Here is a 15,308-nt window from a genome sequence, read left to right on the forward strand (position 1 = left end):
GGTCATCAGACTTCTTCCAGAACTTCATGTCCTACCGGATAGAATTACGTGAGAAAGCACAGAAAAATGACAATAATAATGGCATATGAAGTGGTTATGCTCTATCAGCTTCATATGCCATCTTGTTTTTTTAGGGACATTTACTGAATATCCCTAAATATCATAGACCGGCAATCTTAATACTGTACAGGCAACGGTAAACAGGAGCGTATATCAAATCACCACAGGATTACACGGATTTTCACAGATTATTATGGATAAATAACCGACAAGACCTGATAATGGATAGTCGGAATTCCAATCTGTGTGGACTCGTGTAATTCTGTATCAATTCATGCAGTTCTATACCAATTCGTGCAGCTCTATACCAATCCGTGCAATTCTATACCAATCTGTGCAGTTCTATACCAATCCGTGCAGTTCTATACCAATCCGTACAATTTTGTATCAATCCGTGTAATTCTGTGGTGAAAACTGGTATAGCCGACACTTACCCACGCCTTCCCCCTAACCCTCACAACAGAAATACAAGGACAAACCTCACATTACAGCATGATTTTCCTCCTTATACAGCAGGTAAAATCCCCTTTTCCTGCAAGTATTTCTTCGGCCTGCAGTTGCGGGCTGCACGGTTGGCATATGGGGGCTGTACAGCCCGCAACTGCGAACCGCACAGCCTGTAACTGCAAAACGAGGTTTTATCCGCAGCTTTACTGCATTATACAACGCATTCGGAAAGAAACCGAACATTGTAATGAGAAGAAAAGGAAAGGGAAAAAAGAAAGAAGAACGGTAGTCAACCAAGATTACCGTTCCCCTTTTATAGAAAGCCGCACCGATGATGTGATGAAACTCCGTATGACATGATTTGAGTGCCCGTCCTCTTTGTAATCCACCGACTCAAGAGTTACCCCGAAGGGCGTGGCCCGCCATTAAGAACTGAAGCTTGTCTCGGTATTTCATTAAAATTGATGAGTTTCCCGATCCAATCAATGCGGCTATTTTTTCTACCTCAAAGGTAGCAAGTTTCTACGAAAGAAACAAGAAAAATCAGAAAATTGTTTGCTCTCCCCCTACGTTTTCACACTTGCTCACTATTTCCGAAAACAAAAGGAGGTTGCATCAAAACTCTTTCTTACCATAGTTTACACGTATTTTCACTGATTATCTATCTCGATAATCAATTATTAGTTCAATCTGTGAAACTCGTGTAATCCTAACGGTGAGTCTTGGTACAACCTCCTTGCGGGTTGGGTTATTTCTTTACCCCAGCTTTATGCAGCTTTTGCTTTTGCAACAATAGCCTTGAAAGCTTCCGGGTGATTCATCGCTAAATCAGCCAATACCTTGCGGTTGATTTCGATACCTGCTTTGTGCAGCGCGCCCATCAGTTTAGAATAAGACATACCTTCCAGACGTGCAGCAGCGTTGATACGTTGAATCCACAAAGCGCGGAAGTTTCTTTTCTTGTTCTTACGGTCGCGGAACGCATAAGTCAGACCTTTTTCCCACGTATTCTTGGCAACGGTCCAAACGTTCTTTCTTGCACCAAAGTAACCTCTGGTCAATTTCAAAATTTTCTTTCTTCTTGCTCTAGAAGCAACATGATTTACTGATCTTGGCATAGTTTTACTTGTTTTTGAATGTTAGCGCCGGTGCTTCACGCAGCGGACTTAAAGCTAATGCATCCGGTTAATAACTTTAATAATACTTCGTACGCTTTTGATTACTTCATAGCTAAGAGTTCCTTAACCTGGCTCACATTCGTTACATCAACGAGTGTAGAGTAACACAGATTTCTCTTTTGCTTCTTGGTTTTCTTAGTCAGGATGTGACTGTGAAAAGCGTGCTTTCTCTTGATTTTACCTGTTCCGGTAAGAGTAAATCTCTTTTTAGAACCGGAGTTAGTCTTCATCTTTGGCATCTTACTTATTTTTAAATTATTTAATTATATGGCAACGCACTATACCTACGGCGTTACTCATTTCTTCAATCTTCGCTTTTTCCTTCAGCCGGAGCAACCTTCGAAGTCTCCGCAGGCTTCGGTGCGACAGGCTTCTTGGGGGCAGCGCTTTTCTTGGGAGAGAGCTGGATAGTCATCCGCTTTCCTTCCAGTACCGGCATCTGGTCTACTTTCGCATAGTCTTCCAAATCATTGGCAAAACGCAGCAGTAACACTTCGCCCTGCTCCTTGAACAGGATAGAACGGCCTTTAAAGAATACGTACGCCTTTACCTTGTCGCCGTCTTCCAAAAAGCCTTTGGCATGTTTTAGCTTGAAGTTATAGTCATGGTCGTCTGTCTGAGGTCCGAAACGTATCTCCTTTACATTGACCTTAACCTGCTTTGCCTTTTGTTCCTTCTGACGCTTCTTTAACTGATAAAGAAATTTAGAGTAATCAATAATACGACAAACAGGGGGTTGTGCATTCGGAGAAATCTCCACGAGATCCGCTTCCATTTCCTCAGCCATTTTCAAAGCCTGAGCTATCGGATATACTTTAGGTTCCACTTCGTCGCCCACAATGCGGACTTCTTTGGCACGGATTTGCTCATTAATCCGGTGTTGCCCTTTTAAGTTGTCATTCTTCATTAAATAACGTTTACTTCCAGTTTGTTTCTTGTTTATTACTACCAAATTATTTTTTTGTTAAGTAAAAGCTGTCTTTAGAACATGTATGTATGCTATGCTTCTACAATTGAGCGCAAAGTTACCATTTATTTATCATATTTTGAACTTCTTCGTTCACTTTTTTAGCAAAATCTTCAAATTTCATGGTTCCCTGGTCGCCTTCACCTTGCTTGCGGACAGAAACCTCCTTGTTTTCGGCTTCCTTCTCGCCTACAATCAGCATGTACGGGATACGCTTCATCTCGTTATCGCGAATCTTGCGTCCTATTTTTTCGTTACGCTCGTCTACAACGGCACGCACATCGTATCTCTTCAGATAGTCCTTGACCTCCTGGGCGTACTCATTGAACTTTTCGCTGATAGGCAGGATAGCTACCTGGTCTGGCGTAAGCCACAATGGGAATTTACCGGCGGTATGCTCGATAAGCACAGCCACGAAACGCTCCATAGAACCGAACGGCGCACGGTGAATCATTACCGGGCGGTGCTTCTGGTTGTCGGCTCCCGTATATTCAAGCTGGAAACGTTCGGGCAGGTTGTAATCTACCTGGATAGTGCCCAACTGCCAACGGCGGCCGATAGCGTCTTTCACCATGAAGTCCAGCTTGGGACCGTAGAAAGCGGCTTCGCCGTATTCCACCTTCGCCTTCAGCCCCTTCTCCTCGCAGGCTTCGATAATAGCCTGCTCAGCCTTCTCCCAGTTCTCGTCGCTACCGATGTACTTCTCGCGGTTCACCTTGTCGCGCAAAGAAATCTGCGCCTCGAAGTTCTCGAAGTTCATAGACTGGAATACAATCGAGATGATGTCCATTACACGCAGGAATTCGTCCTTCACCTGGTCCGGACGGCAGAATATATGCGCATCGTCCTGTGTAAAGCTACGTACGCGGGTCAGTCCGTGTAACTCGCCGCTCTGTTCGTAACGGCAAACCGTACCGAACTCGGCAAGGCGCAAAGGCAAATCTTTGTAAGAGCGGGGCGAGTTCTTGTAAATCATACAGTGGTGCGGGCAGTTCATCGGCTTAAGGAAGTACTCCTCGCCTTCTTCCGGCGTATGGATAGGCTGGAAAGAATCTTTGCCGTACTTGGCATAGTGCCCCGAAGTGATATACAGCAGCTTATTGCCGATAGGCGGGCACATTACCTCCTGGTAGTCGTAACGCGACTGGATGCGGCGCAAGAACTCTTGCAAGCGGATGCGTACCGCAGCCCCTTTGGGCAGCCACATCGGAAGCCCCTTGCCTACGGTATCGGAGAACATGAACAAATCCATTTCCTTGCCGATTTTGCGGTGGTCGCGTTTCTTGGCCTCCTCCAGCAGGACAAGGTATTCATCCAGCATCTTTTTCTTGGGGAAGGTAATGCCGTAGATACGGGTCATCATCTTACGGTCTTCCTGTCCGCGCCAGTAAGCGCCGGCAACGGAAGTCAGCTTAATGGCCTTGATAGGCGCGGTAGTCATTAAGTGGGGACCACGGCACAAATCGGTAAACGCACCTTGCGTATAGGTGGTGATGTGGCCGTCTTCCAGCTCGGAAATCAGCTCGCACTTATAAGTTTCGCCGCGGTCGCCGAACATCTTCAGCGCGTCCGTCTTGGAGATACTCTCCCGGACAACCGCTTCTTTCCTGGCTGCCAGTTCCGCCATTTTCTTTTCGATAACGGGCAGGTCGGCTTCCTTGATAGTAGCCTCGCCCGGGTCTACATCGTAGTAGAAACCGTTCTCGATAGCCGGGCCGATACCGAACTGGATGCCCGGATACAGCTCCTGCAAAGCTTCCGCCAGCAAGTGGGCGCTGGTATGCCAGAAGGCATGCTTGCCCTGCTCGTCTTCCCATTTATAGAGAACCACCTCGGCGTCTTTATCGATAGGACGCCCCAAATCATAAATTTCTCCATTCACGCCGCATGCCAGCACATCTTGTGCCAGGCGCGAACTAATGCTTTCTGCTATTTGCAGCCCCGTTACTCCTTCGCTGTATTCGCGGACGGAGCCGTCTGGAAATGTTATCTTTATCATAATGCTATGTATAATTCAATTTTGAGAACGCAAAAATAGCTAATTCTTTATTGATATTCTATTTTTTAGCAAAAAAATGTTATTGCCGCGTATTCGTAAACCGCTTGATAATGTTGTAGGCCGAAACGATACCCAGCTCGCCGGCTTTGCTCAAGTCCGAGATACCCTGTTTGTTGTTACCCAGGAAGATGTTCGTCAAACCGCGGTTGAAGTACGCCTCGGCAAAGTCGGGGTTCAGCTCGATTGCCTTGTCGTAATCGGCCAGCGCCGCCCGGTAGTCTTTCAGCATGGACAGCACATTGCCGCGGTTATAATAACCGTAAACAAAATCGGGAGCCAACCGGATAACATGGTCCAGGTCGTTCTTCACGATGTTGTAATCCACGGCCGTTACTTCCGCCTTCTTCACTTCCTGCGTGCCCGAAACGGCTCCCTCGTTCATACCGGCCTCCGCCTTCTTATATTCCAATTGCTTACAGCGCACCAGGGCACGCATGAAGTAGGCCGGGAAAAAGGTATCGTCCAGCAGAATGCTCTGCGTAAAGTCGTCTATGGAACTTGCGAAGTCCTGCACCAGATAGAAGTCCAACCCGCGCATAAACCGCTTCTTGGCATTCCTGTCGTCTGCTACGATGTCCGACGTATGGGCATCTATCAGGGCAAAGTGGAAACTTACCTGCTCCTCCGTCAGCGGAGACTCCATATTGGTGATGCGCAACGGCTTGGGGAAAAGTTTCGAATGGTTCAGCTCGTCGATGTATCTATGATAGTGCACCATGCGCTTCACATCGCTCAGTTTCTCGTAATAGGTCAGCGCATACATGGGCTCGAGCTTGATAGTCACGTTCCGGTCTTGCACCCGCCCGCGATAAGCGCTCTTGTAACGTTGGTCGGCTTCCGAGTCGTCCGCAATCACGATTTTGCGGTAATTCTCCATATTCTTGTCGGACTTCTTACGGGTTTTGCTGTTGTCCTGTCCGGAACCGTCGCCCGTATTGTCCGCCACATCCTTGTCGTTGCCGCCCGTCGTTGCGCCGTTGCGCCTGTCAATCTGCATCTTCATCACCTTGAACTCGTCCTGCTCGGTGCCCTTACGGTCGCCAATCTTTTTACGGGCTTCGGCGCGATGATAGTACCCTGCCATGAAGTTGGGATATTCGTCTATCACTTTGGAATAGTCGCTGATAGCACCACGGTAATCGCCTGTCTGTGCACGCAGCAGACCGCGGTTGAAGGTTGCCATCATATTGTCGGGCTCTATTTGTAACACGAAGTCGAAATCTTCTATCGCACGGTTATCATCGCCCACCTGCGCGCGCAGCAAACCGCGGTTGTAGTGTCCGAGGAAATTGTTGGGGTCGATATCCAGCGCCAAGTCATAGTCGCTCATGGCTCCCCTGAGGTTGTTCTGGTGAAAACGCGCCAGGGCGCGGTTGATGTAGTTGCCCGCATTCCGCGCGCTCAGGTGTATCGCCTGGTCTAAGTCGCTCTCGGCAGCTTTGTAATCGGCCTGCTGCAAACGGACAATGGCACGCGCCGCCCAGCCGTCCGGGTCGTAGCGGTCCATGCCGATAGCCGTGTCGAAGTCTTTCAGCGCCTGTATCGTATCGTTCTGTTTCAGGTTGACCTCCCCACGCATCAAGTATGCCCGCGTGTACCGGGGAGCTATCGTCAGCAGCTTGCCCAGGTCTTTCTTGGCAGACTCGAAATCTTCCTTCTGCATGTGGCAGAGGGAGAGGTTATGCCAGAGCACGACATTCTCCGGGTCGTATTTTAAGGCAGTCCTGTAATCTTCGATTGCCCCGTCGAACTTATCCTGGCGGATACGTGCCAGACCTCTTATCTGATAAGCGCCCACCACGAAGGGGTTGCGCTGGATAGCCAAATCGCAGTCCGCCTCCGCTCCCTGGAAATCGTCCAGGTTGATTTTAGCCAGCGCCCGGAAGAAATAAGGCTCGTATAAATAAGGTTTCGCATTGATTACCTGATTGAAGTATTGGATAGAAAGCACGTAGTCCTCGAAATACAACGCGTTCCTGGCAATAGTCATTACCCGCTCCGTATTGATTTGCGCATATAACAACGTGGGCAATAACAGAATTGCCAGTAATATCTTTTTTATCATCTTGTTTTATAAATGCTTGTAAACAAAACAAAAGTAGCGTTTATTCATTTATATATCAGGATATGCAGAATACTTTTTATATTTTTTGAGCCTTTTATACCTTATTATATGGTTTCCTTATTTAATGGTCTTTACCTTATAAGTACAGTGCGCTTTCCCTTTCAGCATGGCATTCAGTTTTCCCTTTATCATCTGCTTGCGCAGGGGCGACAAATGGTCGATGAACATCTTGCCGTCCAGGTGGTCGAACTCATGCTGCATGACGCGCGCCAAGTATCCTTCTACAATCTCATCGTGTTCCACCAAATCCTCGTCCAGGTACTTCACACGTATCCTGCTGCCTCTCTTTACGGTTTCGTGGATACCGGGCAGACTCAGGCAACCTTCTTCCATGGCAACTTCCTCGCCCGACACTTCCAGGATATGGGCGTTGATGTATGCCTTGCGGAAATCCTTGTATTCGGGAAAGTCGTCCGACAGCACATCCAGGTCGATAGTAACCACCCGAATCGGCAACCCGATTTGCGGCGCCGCAAGCCCTACTCCGTCGGCATGGCTCATTGTTTCGAACATATTCCGAATCAGCTCTTTCAGGTTCGGATAATCAGGGGCGATATCCTCTGCCACTTTTCTCAATACGGGTTGCCCGTACACATAAACAGGTAAAATCATTTTTTATTATGAATTATCAATTATGAATTATTTTCCATACATTTATAAAGAGGAGAAACGCCTGTTCTCCAAATAGGTTTGCAGAATGATAGTCGCACTGATTTCGTCCACCAACGCCTTGTTCTGCCTGTCTTTCTTCTTCAATCCGGCTTCCAGCATGGTGCGGTGCGCCAGTACCGAAGTAAAACGCTCGTCCACATACTCCACCGGCATGTCCGGCAGCCTCTTCTTCAGGGAACGCACAAACGGTTCGATACGTTTCATGTTCTCGGAAGGCTCGTTGTTCATCTGCTTCGGCAGCCCGATAAGAATCCTCTCCACCGGCTCCTTTGCCACGTAATCCGTGATGAAGGCGAGCAGCTCGTGCGTAGGCACAGTGGTAAGCCCGTTGGCAATCATCTGCAACGTATCGCTGACGGCTATACCCGTGCGCTTCTTACCGTAATCGACAGCTATTATTCTACTCATAATGGGCTACAAAATTACGATTAATATTTGAACTCTTTTTCATACGTATCAAAAAAGATTTTGCCTGCGGTGAAAATCCCATTCGATACATATCGAGCGTTTTTTCACCGCAGGCAAACTTTACAGCTACCGGCAGATACCGAATCAGTACACCAGCCTCACATTGTCCACATAGAACGAATTACCCGGAGAGCCCACATACGCCCCGCCGTGGCTGGAGGTAAACTGCAACTGGATATGGGTGGGAATATCGTCCTCCGTACCCCATGCCACCTCCTTGATAGGCACGCTTTCGCCCTTGCTGTTCACGGCGTAGCGTTCCTGCACCTGCAAGCGCATCATATGCGCCTTATACTCCGGATTGCCCGTTATATCGCCGTACATAATGGAATAGGTGGCATTATTGCGCCAACCGTCCGTAGTGGTGTAGTAACGCACCACCACCGTGCCTACACGCTTGGCGTAGATATTGCCGTCCTCATCTTCCCAGCGCTTCTGCAAAAAGAGATTCATTTCGGGAAAGTCTTTCCCTTCCACATCGGTTATCCTGCTGAAACCGGTGGCGCGGATACGCTTCTCGCGGTCGGACATCTTCACCTTATAGTCGAACTGGACGGCAACGGGTTTCTTGGTGAACGGAATACCAGAGTTCAGTATCTTCTGCGGATTTTTCGTTCCCTTGATAGGCTCGTGCACATCGCCGAGGAATATGGAACCGGCGGCCAGTACCGTTATATCCACGATGCCCAGCACCTTCACGCTCTCCATACGGGTATCCATACGGGCGCAAAAGCCGTCGTCCCTTTTCTCCGGGAACACCGAGGTATTGGTCTTGGTAATGCCCGCCACACGCGCCATTACATTAGAAGTAGCCCAGGGAGAGCCGCCCATGTTCTTGTACGGCTTGTTCTCGCGGATAGTGGCCGTAGGGCCGATAGCATACACATTCTTGGTAGCGCCGCCGATAATTCCCGATTCTTTAATCTGGCGGTCAATCCACTGATTCATATCTCCAAAAGGAATCATCTCGACCTTATGCTGCGCCGATACTGCTACGCTACAAAGTATCACAGACAGCAAACTCAACATACGAAGCTTTTCACGAATCATCTTTCTATTCTCCTGCAATCAATTAAAGTTCATAATTCCACTGTTCCAGTGCAAAGCCCCAGTTGTCCTGAACCAGTTGCACCGTACGGTCGTCATATTTATATTTATTCTTCTTATAGCCTTTCTTGCCGCCTACGTACCGTTCAATGACAGCATGCGCTTCTGCAAAACCGGGTATGGACAATGCGTCGTAAATATGCTCCGTCATTCCCATTGCATCGGCTTCGAAGTCCTCGAACTTCACCTCGATGAGGTTGCCCGCCGGAATACTCGCCTTGTCCGCTTCGTACTTATGATACAGCTTGGCATAAACGGACAGGATGTTCTGTTCCAGCTCGGCAGGCGTGATATCCTGAAGCTTCAACGGCTGGATAGTGTTCGTAAAGAAACTGCGCGTACTCTCGAACACCGTATAAGGATTACGCATCAGGTAGATGAACTTGGCATTGGGGAACATCTTCACCAGCTCCTTCACACGCCCGGTATGGGGCGGGTTCTTGCTGAGGAACTGCGTTCCGTGCGTATTCCACAAGGATATCCGGATAAGCTTGGTAAACGTTTCCTCGAATACCTTCAGCTCCTCGCCGCTTATGCCGTCGAACAGCAGGTATTTATCCGCATACTCCTGCTGGTGCTTGGGCAGGAACCAGAAATTGTAATACGTATACGGCATCATATTAGCCAACGCAAACTCCTCCTCCTGCGGCAAGTCCACCGCCAGCTCCATATTGTCCGTAGGACGTTTGTCGGGCATCAGCCAGCTCATATTCTTCTTGAAGAAAGGCTGCCCCCACATCATCAGATGCGGAAATACGGTCTGGTAAGTGGTATTGTAGCCGAAGTGCTTGTCACAAGAGAACACATTATGCACGAAAGTTGTTCCGCTGCGCCAGTGGCCGAGGATAAATACCGGGTCGTGCTCCAACGGCTTGCCGGCCAACAGCTTCTCGTAGCGTTTGTCCTGCAAAGGGGACAGCGTGGAAAGCATGCGGCACACGGCCTTCGTCAGCCGGTATTTGCCTTTGTATGCAGCATCTATTCCGCGTCCTTTCGTAATGGCGTTAAACGTTTTCCAGTCCGCACCGACAAGTGTATTTATCGGAAGTTTGTTAAATTCTAATAAGCCCATTCTTATTCAGTTGAAAGTTGAAGGGCGAAAGTCGAAAGCCGGGAAATAATCTTTCTCTTTCGCGGCAATACGGCAACTATCGTCCAACCCTTATTGGTTAATGTTTAATTTTCATTTCTTAATTATCACTGCTATCCCCTGGCGTTCCAGCTCTTTCACGGCCTCCGCTATCGCCTCATAATGCTCGGGAGCGATGCCAAGCTTCGGCAAATCCAACACCGGGAGGTCTTCGGAAAGGTGCATATCCTTATCTTCCACCCGGTCTATAATCATACCTACGGCACTGGTGTTGTTGGTTATCGGGTCTATCAGGATGAAAGCGCCGGTAGCTTTGTTAGTCCGGTAAGGGTCGAAAAACAGCTCTTTGGCAGTAGTCAGCACCACACGGGCAATCTGATTCAACTGCATCGGCAGCGTTTCTTTCGTAAGCCGGCCGTTTTCAACGGAAAGTTCTTCCATGGTATTGACATCCACCTTGTATTTGATACTGTCGATACGCGTACGGCTCAGATTGGTAGTCTGCTTGATGAAGAAAGACTTGTTCGCATCCATAGGCTCCTCGTCCATCCACACCAACATCGCTTCGAAATTACGCTCCGTCATCGGCAGGTTGCCGGGATGCACCAGCATCTCTCCGCGCGAGACATCGATTTCGTCCTCCAGCGTCAGTGTTACGGACTGGGGCGGGAAAGCATAGTCCAGCTCTCCGTCGTAGGTCACGATACTCTTGATACGCGATTTCTTTCCGGAGGGCAGCGCCATTACCTCATCTCCCCTGCGGACGATACCCGAAGCCACCTTACCGCAGAAACCGCGGAAATTGAGGTTCGGGCGCAGCACGTACTGTACCGGAAAGCGGAAGTCCTGCAAGTTATGGTCGTTGTCGATAGGCACTGTTTCAAGGAAGTCGAGCAAGGAAACGCCCTTGTACCAGGGGGTACGGCAGGACTTCTCCACTACGTTGTCGCCGTCGAGCGCTGAAAGCGGGATACAAGTCACGTCGGGAATGCCCAGCGGAGCGATAAACGCCTTGTACTCGCCCACGATTTCATTGAAACGTTCTTCGGAGAAATCCACCAAATCCATTTTATTAACGGCAAGCACGATATGCTTGATACCCAGCAAGGATACGAGGAAGGTATGGCGGCGCGTCTGCGTAATGACACCCGTGCGGGCATCCACTAGGATGATTGCCAGGTTAGCAGTGGAACCGCCGGTAATCATGTTGCGGGTATATTGTTCGTGTCCCGGAGTGTCGGCAATGATGAACTTACGGTTGTTCGTGGAGAAATAACGGTAGGCCACGTCGATAGTGATGCCCTGCTCCCGCTCTGCCTTCAAGCCGTCCAGCAGCAGCGCGTAGTCTATGTGGTCGCCGGCATTTCCCATACGCTTGCTGTCGCGCTCCAACGCATCCAACTGGTCTTCGTACAATTTCTTGCTATCGAACAGCAGGCGTCCGATAAGCGTGGACTTTCCGTCGTCTACCGAACCGGCAGTGAGGAAACGAAGCAAATCCTTCTGTTCGTCCTTGTCGAGGAAAGCCTTTATATCAAGTCTTGAATCGTTCATTTTTCAATTTTCAGTTTTAATTCTTTATTTCTTAGAAGTATCCCTCGCGTTTCTTCTGCTCCATGCTCGCCTCCTGGTCGAAATCGATGACGCGGGTAGTACGCTCGCTCTTGGTAGTAGTCATCATCTCTTCCACAATCTTCTCGATAGTATCGGCACTGCTCTCTACGGCGCCGGTCAGCGGCCAGCAGCCCAGCGTACGGAAACGCACCATACGCATTTCAATCTTTTCGCGGTACTGTTCCGGCAAGCGGTCGTCATCCGCCATAATCAGGTTGCCGTCGATTTCCACGCAAGGACGCTCTTTGGCAAAATACAAAGGCACGATAGGAATATTCTCCAGGCGGATGTATTGCCAGATATCCAGCTCCGTCCAGTTGCTCAGCGGAAACACGCGGATGCTTTCCCCCTTATGGACACGGGCATTGTATATGTCCCACAGCTCCGGACGCTGGTTCTTAGGGTCCCATTGGTGAAACTTGTCGCGGAAAGAGAAGATACGCTCCTTAGCGCGCGATTTCTCCTCGTCACGGCGGGCGCCGCCGAAAGCAGCATCGAACTTATACTTATCCAGCGCATGCAGCAGCGCCTGTGTCTTCATCAGGTCGGTATGCACCTTGCTGCCATGCGTAAAAGGCCCCACCCCTGCCTGGAAAGCTTCCATATTGCTCTCCACAATCAGGTTCCAGCCATATTTCCTGGCATACTCGTCACGGAATTGAATCATCTCTCTGAACTTCCATTTAGAGTCTATATGCATCAATGGGAAAGGCACTTTGCCCGGAGCAAAAGCTTTCTCCGCCAAACGTACCATAACCGAAGAATCCTTGCCGATGCTATACAACATCACCGGATTCTCAAATTCCGCAGCCACCTCACGGATAATATGAATGGACTCTGCTTCGAGTTCTTTCAAATGGCTCAGTTTATATTCTTCTTTCATTATATATTAGTTCTTCTGAATTCTCGGTAAAATCAATTCCAGTAACTTATCGACAGATTCTTCCAGGCTCAACGCAGAGGTATCCAGCACCAATGCAGGATGAGCGGGCGCCTCGAAAGGTGCGGAAATGCCCGTGAAGTTCTTAATCTCGCCCCGGCGCGCCTTCGCATACAGGCCTTTCACATCCCTGCGCTCGCACTCCTCAATGGGCGTACTGACGTACACTTCCAGGAAATCATCCCTTCCGATGATATTCGCCGCCATTTCGCGGATGTCGTTGCTGGGGCTGATAAAAGCGGCAATCGTTATGACGCCCGTATCTACGAAAAGCTTGGATACCTCGGCTATCCGGCGGATATTCTCTATACGGTCGGCTTCCGTAAATCCCAGGTTATTATTGATACCGCTACGGATGTTGTCTCCGTCCAGGATGCGGCAGAGCAAACCGCGCTTATGCAACTCGCGCTCCAAAGCGATAGCTATCGTACTCTTACCCGAACCGCTCAGCCCGGTAAACCAAATCATTACGCTATGCTGCTTCAAGAGTTCTTCTTTGTCGTGCCTGCACAGCATTCTGTCGAAAATGGGGTATATATTATTAGTAGAAAGTCGAGAGTCGAGAGTTGAAACTTCTCCCTCCTCTTCCTTCCGTTGTCGTTCATTTTTCTGCATCATACATTGAAACCTTTGTTGTTTTTATTACACTCACTGTCAACTTTATTAGTTCACAGCAATCATTATATATAGAGTTATACTCTTCTTCCGATATATTTAGTTTCATACAAAAGTATTATCCAATATTCTGTTTCATTAGCCTCCTTCAAAGCTATGCTGACTTTACTCACAAAATCAGCCGTTGATTGAGCATGTCCTGCTTCTTTCACAAAGCCCCTACCGCCGTACCACTACGCAACATTTGTTTAGACAGTGGTACGTATTCTTTTCTCTCGCATAAGACTTTATACATATTTACAATTCTAACAGCAAACCTAAAACCTTATCTCTCGTCACACTTTGCCCCATATCTTACCTCCCCAAAACTTCCGACTCTCAACCTCCAGCTCTCCACTTTCAACTCTCAAAACGGCCAGATTAATGGTATCAAGAAAATGGAGATTAAAAAAGTGATGATATTCAGCGGAAGTCCGATACGGACAAAATCAGTGAACTTATAATTGCCGATACCTTGTACTATCAAGTTGGTCTGATAACCGATAGGCGTCGAGAAACTGGCCGATGCAGCCATGCAAATCACTACAAAGAAAGGCATCGGGCTTACCCCCAACTGCGACGAAATGGAAAGAGCCAACGGGAAGGCAAGCGCAGCGGCGGCGTTATTCGTTATCAGTTCCGTAAACAGGTTCGTGATGATAAACACGGCAGCCAGTAACACATGAGGACCGTAATGTTCCGTCAGACCAATGATGTACTTAGCCACAGCATCCGCCACACCGGAATTTACCATAGCCTTGCTGATAGCAAAAGCACAGGCAATCGTTATCAGGATATCCCATGATATATATTTGGTGTATTTGCGGGCAGGGAAAATCTTCGTCCATGCCATTATAATCGTCGTAACGGACACGAAGAAGAACATATCCAACTTAATATTAGGAAAAGCCTCTTTCACGGCAGGCAGCTCACCCACCGTAGCTCCGGTAATTATCAGAATCAGCAAGGCGAGTGCAAACCAGCGTTTACCTTTGCTCGCCACAGGCTCCGTATCCTTGCCGTTGGCAAGCATCACGAATACGGAAGATTCACCCCAGGTCTGCACAAAGGAGTCGTCGGCCATTATAACCAGCGTATCGCCCTCCCGGAAATATTCTTCCTCCAAATCCTGCGTATAACTCTGGCCGTTGCGCTTTATCTCCTTTACCTCAGCACCGTAATGGCGTTTGAAATTGAACTCTTTCAACTTCTTGTTGATACCCGGGAAACGGGCTCCCAAAACGGCTTCCACCCGGTGCAAATCGCCGTGTTCTTCCGGTTCGTCGTCCGGCTTCACGGCATCCTTGCGCACATCCGGCAACAGCTTGGAAGAAAACAGGAACAAATAGACGATGCCGGTTACCGCAATGAAAATCCCCACCTTGCCGAGCTCGAACATGGTAAATCCTTCATAGCCGGCTTCCAGTATCATACCATGCACTACCAAGTTCGTGGAAGTACCTATCAATGTACAGATACCGCCCAAAATCGTCACATACGAAAGAGGTATCAGGAATTTCGTGGCAGGAAGCCTTACCGACTCCGCCCAGCGCTTTATAATCGGAGCGAAAATTACAACGACGGGAGTATTGTTGAGAAAAGCGGAAATAAAGGAAATGGTCGGCAACATCCGGAACTGTGCCTTGAAAACGGTAGTCTTACCCTGAGGAAGCAGTCTCTTGATAAGCTGCCCCAACGCTCCCGACTGCCGGATACCCTCACTCACCAGAAAGAGCATGGCAACCGTAATCATCCCCTTATTGCTAAACCCCTCCAACATTTCCTTCGGCGTCAGGATGCCTGCACAAAGAAATAACACCACGACCGAAAAAAGCACCATCCCCGGACGCATCTTATCCAGAATCAAGGCTATCACCATGCCCAATAGTGCCAAAAGCACAAATATGATTTCAAACGTCATATGTCC

13 protein-coding genes and 1 pseudogene are annotated in these 15,308 nt (G+C 48.7%); all 14 read right to left on the reverse strand.

Going from position 1 to position 15,308, the window contains the following annotated elements:
• Positions 1–1,274: 1,274 nt before the first annotated feature.
• Positions 1,275–1,625, reverse strand: coding sequence for a 50S ribosomal protein L20 (gene rplT, locus C233_RS0111675; RefSeq protein WP_007214085.1), 351 nt, complete (start codon positions 1,623–1,625; stop codon positions 1,275–1,277).
• Between the two features lie 101 nt (positions 1,626–1,726).
• Positions 1,727–1,924 (reverse strand): 50S ribosomal protein L35, encoded by a 198-nt coding sequence (gene rpmI, locus C233_RS0111680; RefSeq protein WP_018667769.1) that lies wholly within the window; start codon positions 1,922–1,924, stop codon positions 1,727–1,729.
• Between the two features lie 65 nt (positions 1,925–1,989).
• Positions 1,990–2,592, reverse strand: a complete 603-nt coding sequence (infC, locus tag C233_RS0111685; RefSeq protein ID WP_018667770.1) for a translation initiation factor IF-3 — start codon at positions 2,590–2,592, stop codon at positions 1,990–1,992.
• Positions 2,593–2,710: 118 nt separating this feature from the next.
• Positions 2,711–4,651: a threonine--tRNA ligase gene (gene thrS / locus C233_RS0111690; RefSeq protein WP_018667771.1), complete on the reverse strand. Its 1,941-nt coding sequence runs from the start codon at positions 4,649–4,651 to the stop codon at positions 2,711–2,713.
• A 79-nt stretch (positions 4,652–4,730) separates the two neighbouring features.
• A complete protein-coding gene (locus tag C233_RS0111695; protein WP_018667772.1) occupies positions 4,731–6,776 on the reverse strand; it encodes a tetratricopeptide repeat protein in 2,046 nt (681 codons plus the stop codon).
• A 117-nt stretch (positions 6,777–6,893) separates the two neighbouring features.
• Positions 6,894–7,448, reverse strand: a complete 555-nt coding sequence (gene def, locus C233_RS0111700) for a peptide deformylase (RefSeq protein WP_018667773.1) — start codon at positions 7,446–7,448, stop codon at positions 6,894–6,896.
• 42 nt (positions 7,449–7,490) lie between these two features.
• On the reverse strand, positions 7,491–7,916 hold the full coding sequence (gene ruvX, locus C233_RS0111705) for a Holliday junction resolvase RuvX (RefSeq protein ID WP_018667774.1): 426 nt from the start codon (positions 7,914–7,916) through the stop codon (positions 7,491–7,493).
• Positions 7,917–8,060: 144 nt separating this feature from the next.
• Complete coding sequence (locus tag C233_RS0111710; RefSeq protein ID WP_026314843.1) at positions 8,061–9,026, reverse strand: PCMD domain-containing protein; 966 nt, start codon at positions 9,024–9,026, stop codon at positions 8,061–8,063.
• Positions 9,027–9,048: 22 nt separating this feature from the next.
• Positions 9,049–10,155, reverse strand: coding sequence for a cholesterol-responsive sulfotransferase (locus C233_RS0111715; protein ID WP_018667776.1), 1,107 nt, complete (start codon positions 10,153–10,155; stop codon positions 9,049–9,051).
• Positions 10,156–10,266: 111 nt separating this feature from the next.
• On the reverse strand, positions 10,267–11,727 hold the full coding sequence (cysN, locus tag C233_RS0111720) for a sulfate adenylyltransferase subunit CysN (protein WP_018667777.1): 1,461 nt from the start codon (positions 11,725–11,727) through the stop codon (positions 10,267–10,269).
• Positions 11,728–11,758: 31 nt separating this feature from the next.
• Positions 11,759–12,670 (reverse strand): sulfate adenylyltransferase subunit CysD, encoded by a 912-nt coding sequence (gene cysD / locus C233_RS0111725; RefSeq protein ID WP_018667778.1) that lies wholly within the window; start codon positions 12,668–12,670, stop codon positions 11,759–11,761.
• 6 nt (positions 12,671–12,676) lie between these two features.
• Complete coding sequence (gene cysC, locus C233_RS0111730; protein WP_018667779.1) at positions 12,677–13,243, reverse strand: adenylyl-sulfate kinase; 567 nt, start codon at positions 13,241–13,243, stop codon at positions 12,677–12,679.
• A gap of 85 nt (positions 13,244–13,328) precedes the next feature.
• Positions 13,329–13,637, reverse strand: a pseudogene (locus tag C233_RS23645) (four helix bundle protein).
• 111 nt (positions 13,638–13,748) lie between these two features.
• Positions 13,749–15,302: an SLC13 family permease gene (locus tag C233_RS0111735; RefSeq protein WP_018667780.1), complete on the reverse strand. Its 1,554-nt coding sequence runs from the start codon at positions 15,300–15,302 to the stop codon at positions 13,749–13,751.
• Between the last annotated feature and the right edge of the window lie 6 nt (positions 15,303–15,308).

The organism is Bacteroides gallinarum DSM 18171 = JCM 13658 (assembly GCF_000374365.1).
In the GTDB taxonomy this organism is placed as follows: Bacteria; Bacteroidota; Bacteroidia; order Bacteroidales; family Bacteroidaceae; genus Bacteroides; species Bacteroides gallinarum.

What these genes read in the sequence shown, in the direction of transcription:
- rplT (WP_007214085.1), bottom strand. Translation starts at nt 1,625, where the DNA reads ATGCCAAGATCAGTAAATCATGTTGCTTCTAGAGCAAGAAGAAAGAAA.
- rpmI (WP_018667769.1), bottom strand. Translation starts at nt 1,924, where the DNA reads ATGCCAAAGATGAAGACTAACTCCGGTTCTAAAAAGAGATTTACTCTT.
- infC (WP_018667770.1), bottom strand. Translation starts at nt 2,592, where the DNA reads ATGAAGAATGACAACTTAAAAGGGCAACACCGGATTAATGAGCAAATC.
- thrS (WP_018667771.1), bottom strand. Translation starts at nt 4,651, where the DNA reads ATGATAAAGATAACATTTCCAGACGGCTCCGTCCGCGAATACAGCGAA.
- C233_RS0111695 (WP_018667772.1), bottom strand. Translation starts at nt 6,776, where the DNA reads ATGATAAAAAAGATATTACTGGCAATTCTGTTATTGCCCACGTTGTTA.
- def (WP_018667773.1), bottom strand. Translation starts at nt 7,448, where the DNA reads ATGATTTTACCTGTTTATGTGTACGGGCAACCCGTATTGAGAAAAGTG.
- ruvX (WP_018667774.1), bottom strand. Translation starts at nt 7,916, where the DNA reads ATGAGTAGAATAATAGCTGTCGATTACGGTAAGAAGCGCACGGGTATA.
- C233_RS0111710 (WP_026314843.1), bottom strand. Translation starts at nt 9,026, where the DNA reads ATGATTCGTGAAAAGCTTCGTATGTTGAGTTTGCTGTCTGTGATACTT.
- C233_RS0111715 (WP_018667776.1), bottom strand. Translation starts at nt 10,155, where the DNA reads ATGGGCTTATTAGAATTTAACAAACTTCCGATAAATACACTTGTCGGT.
- cysN (WP_018667777.1), bottom strand. Translation starts at nt 11,727, where the DNA reads ATGAACGATTCAAGACTTGATATAAAGGCTTTCCTCGACAAGGACGAA.
- cysD (WP_018667778.1), bottom strand. Translation starts at nt 12,670, where the DNA reads ATGAAAGAAGAATATAAACTGAGCCATTTGAAAGAACTCGAAGCAGAG.
- cysC (WP_018667779.1), bottom strand. Translation starts at nt 13,243, where the DNA reads ATGCTGTGCAGGCACGACAAAGAAGAACTCTTGAAGCAGCATAGCGTA.
- C233_RS0111735 (WP_018667780.1), bottom strand. Translation starts at nt 15,302, where the DNA reads ATGACGTTTGAAATCATATTTGTGCTTTTGGCACTATTGGGCATGGTG.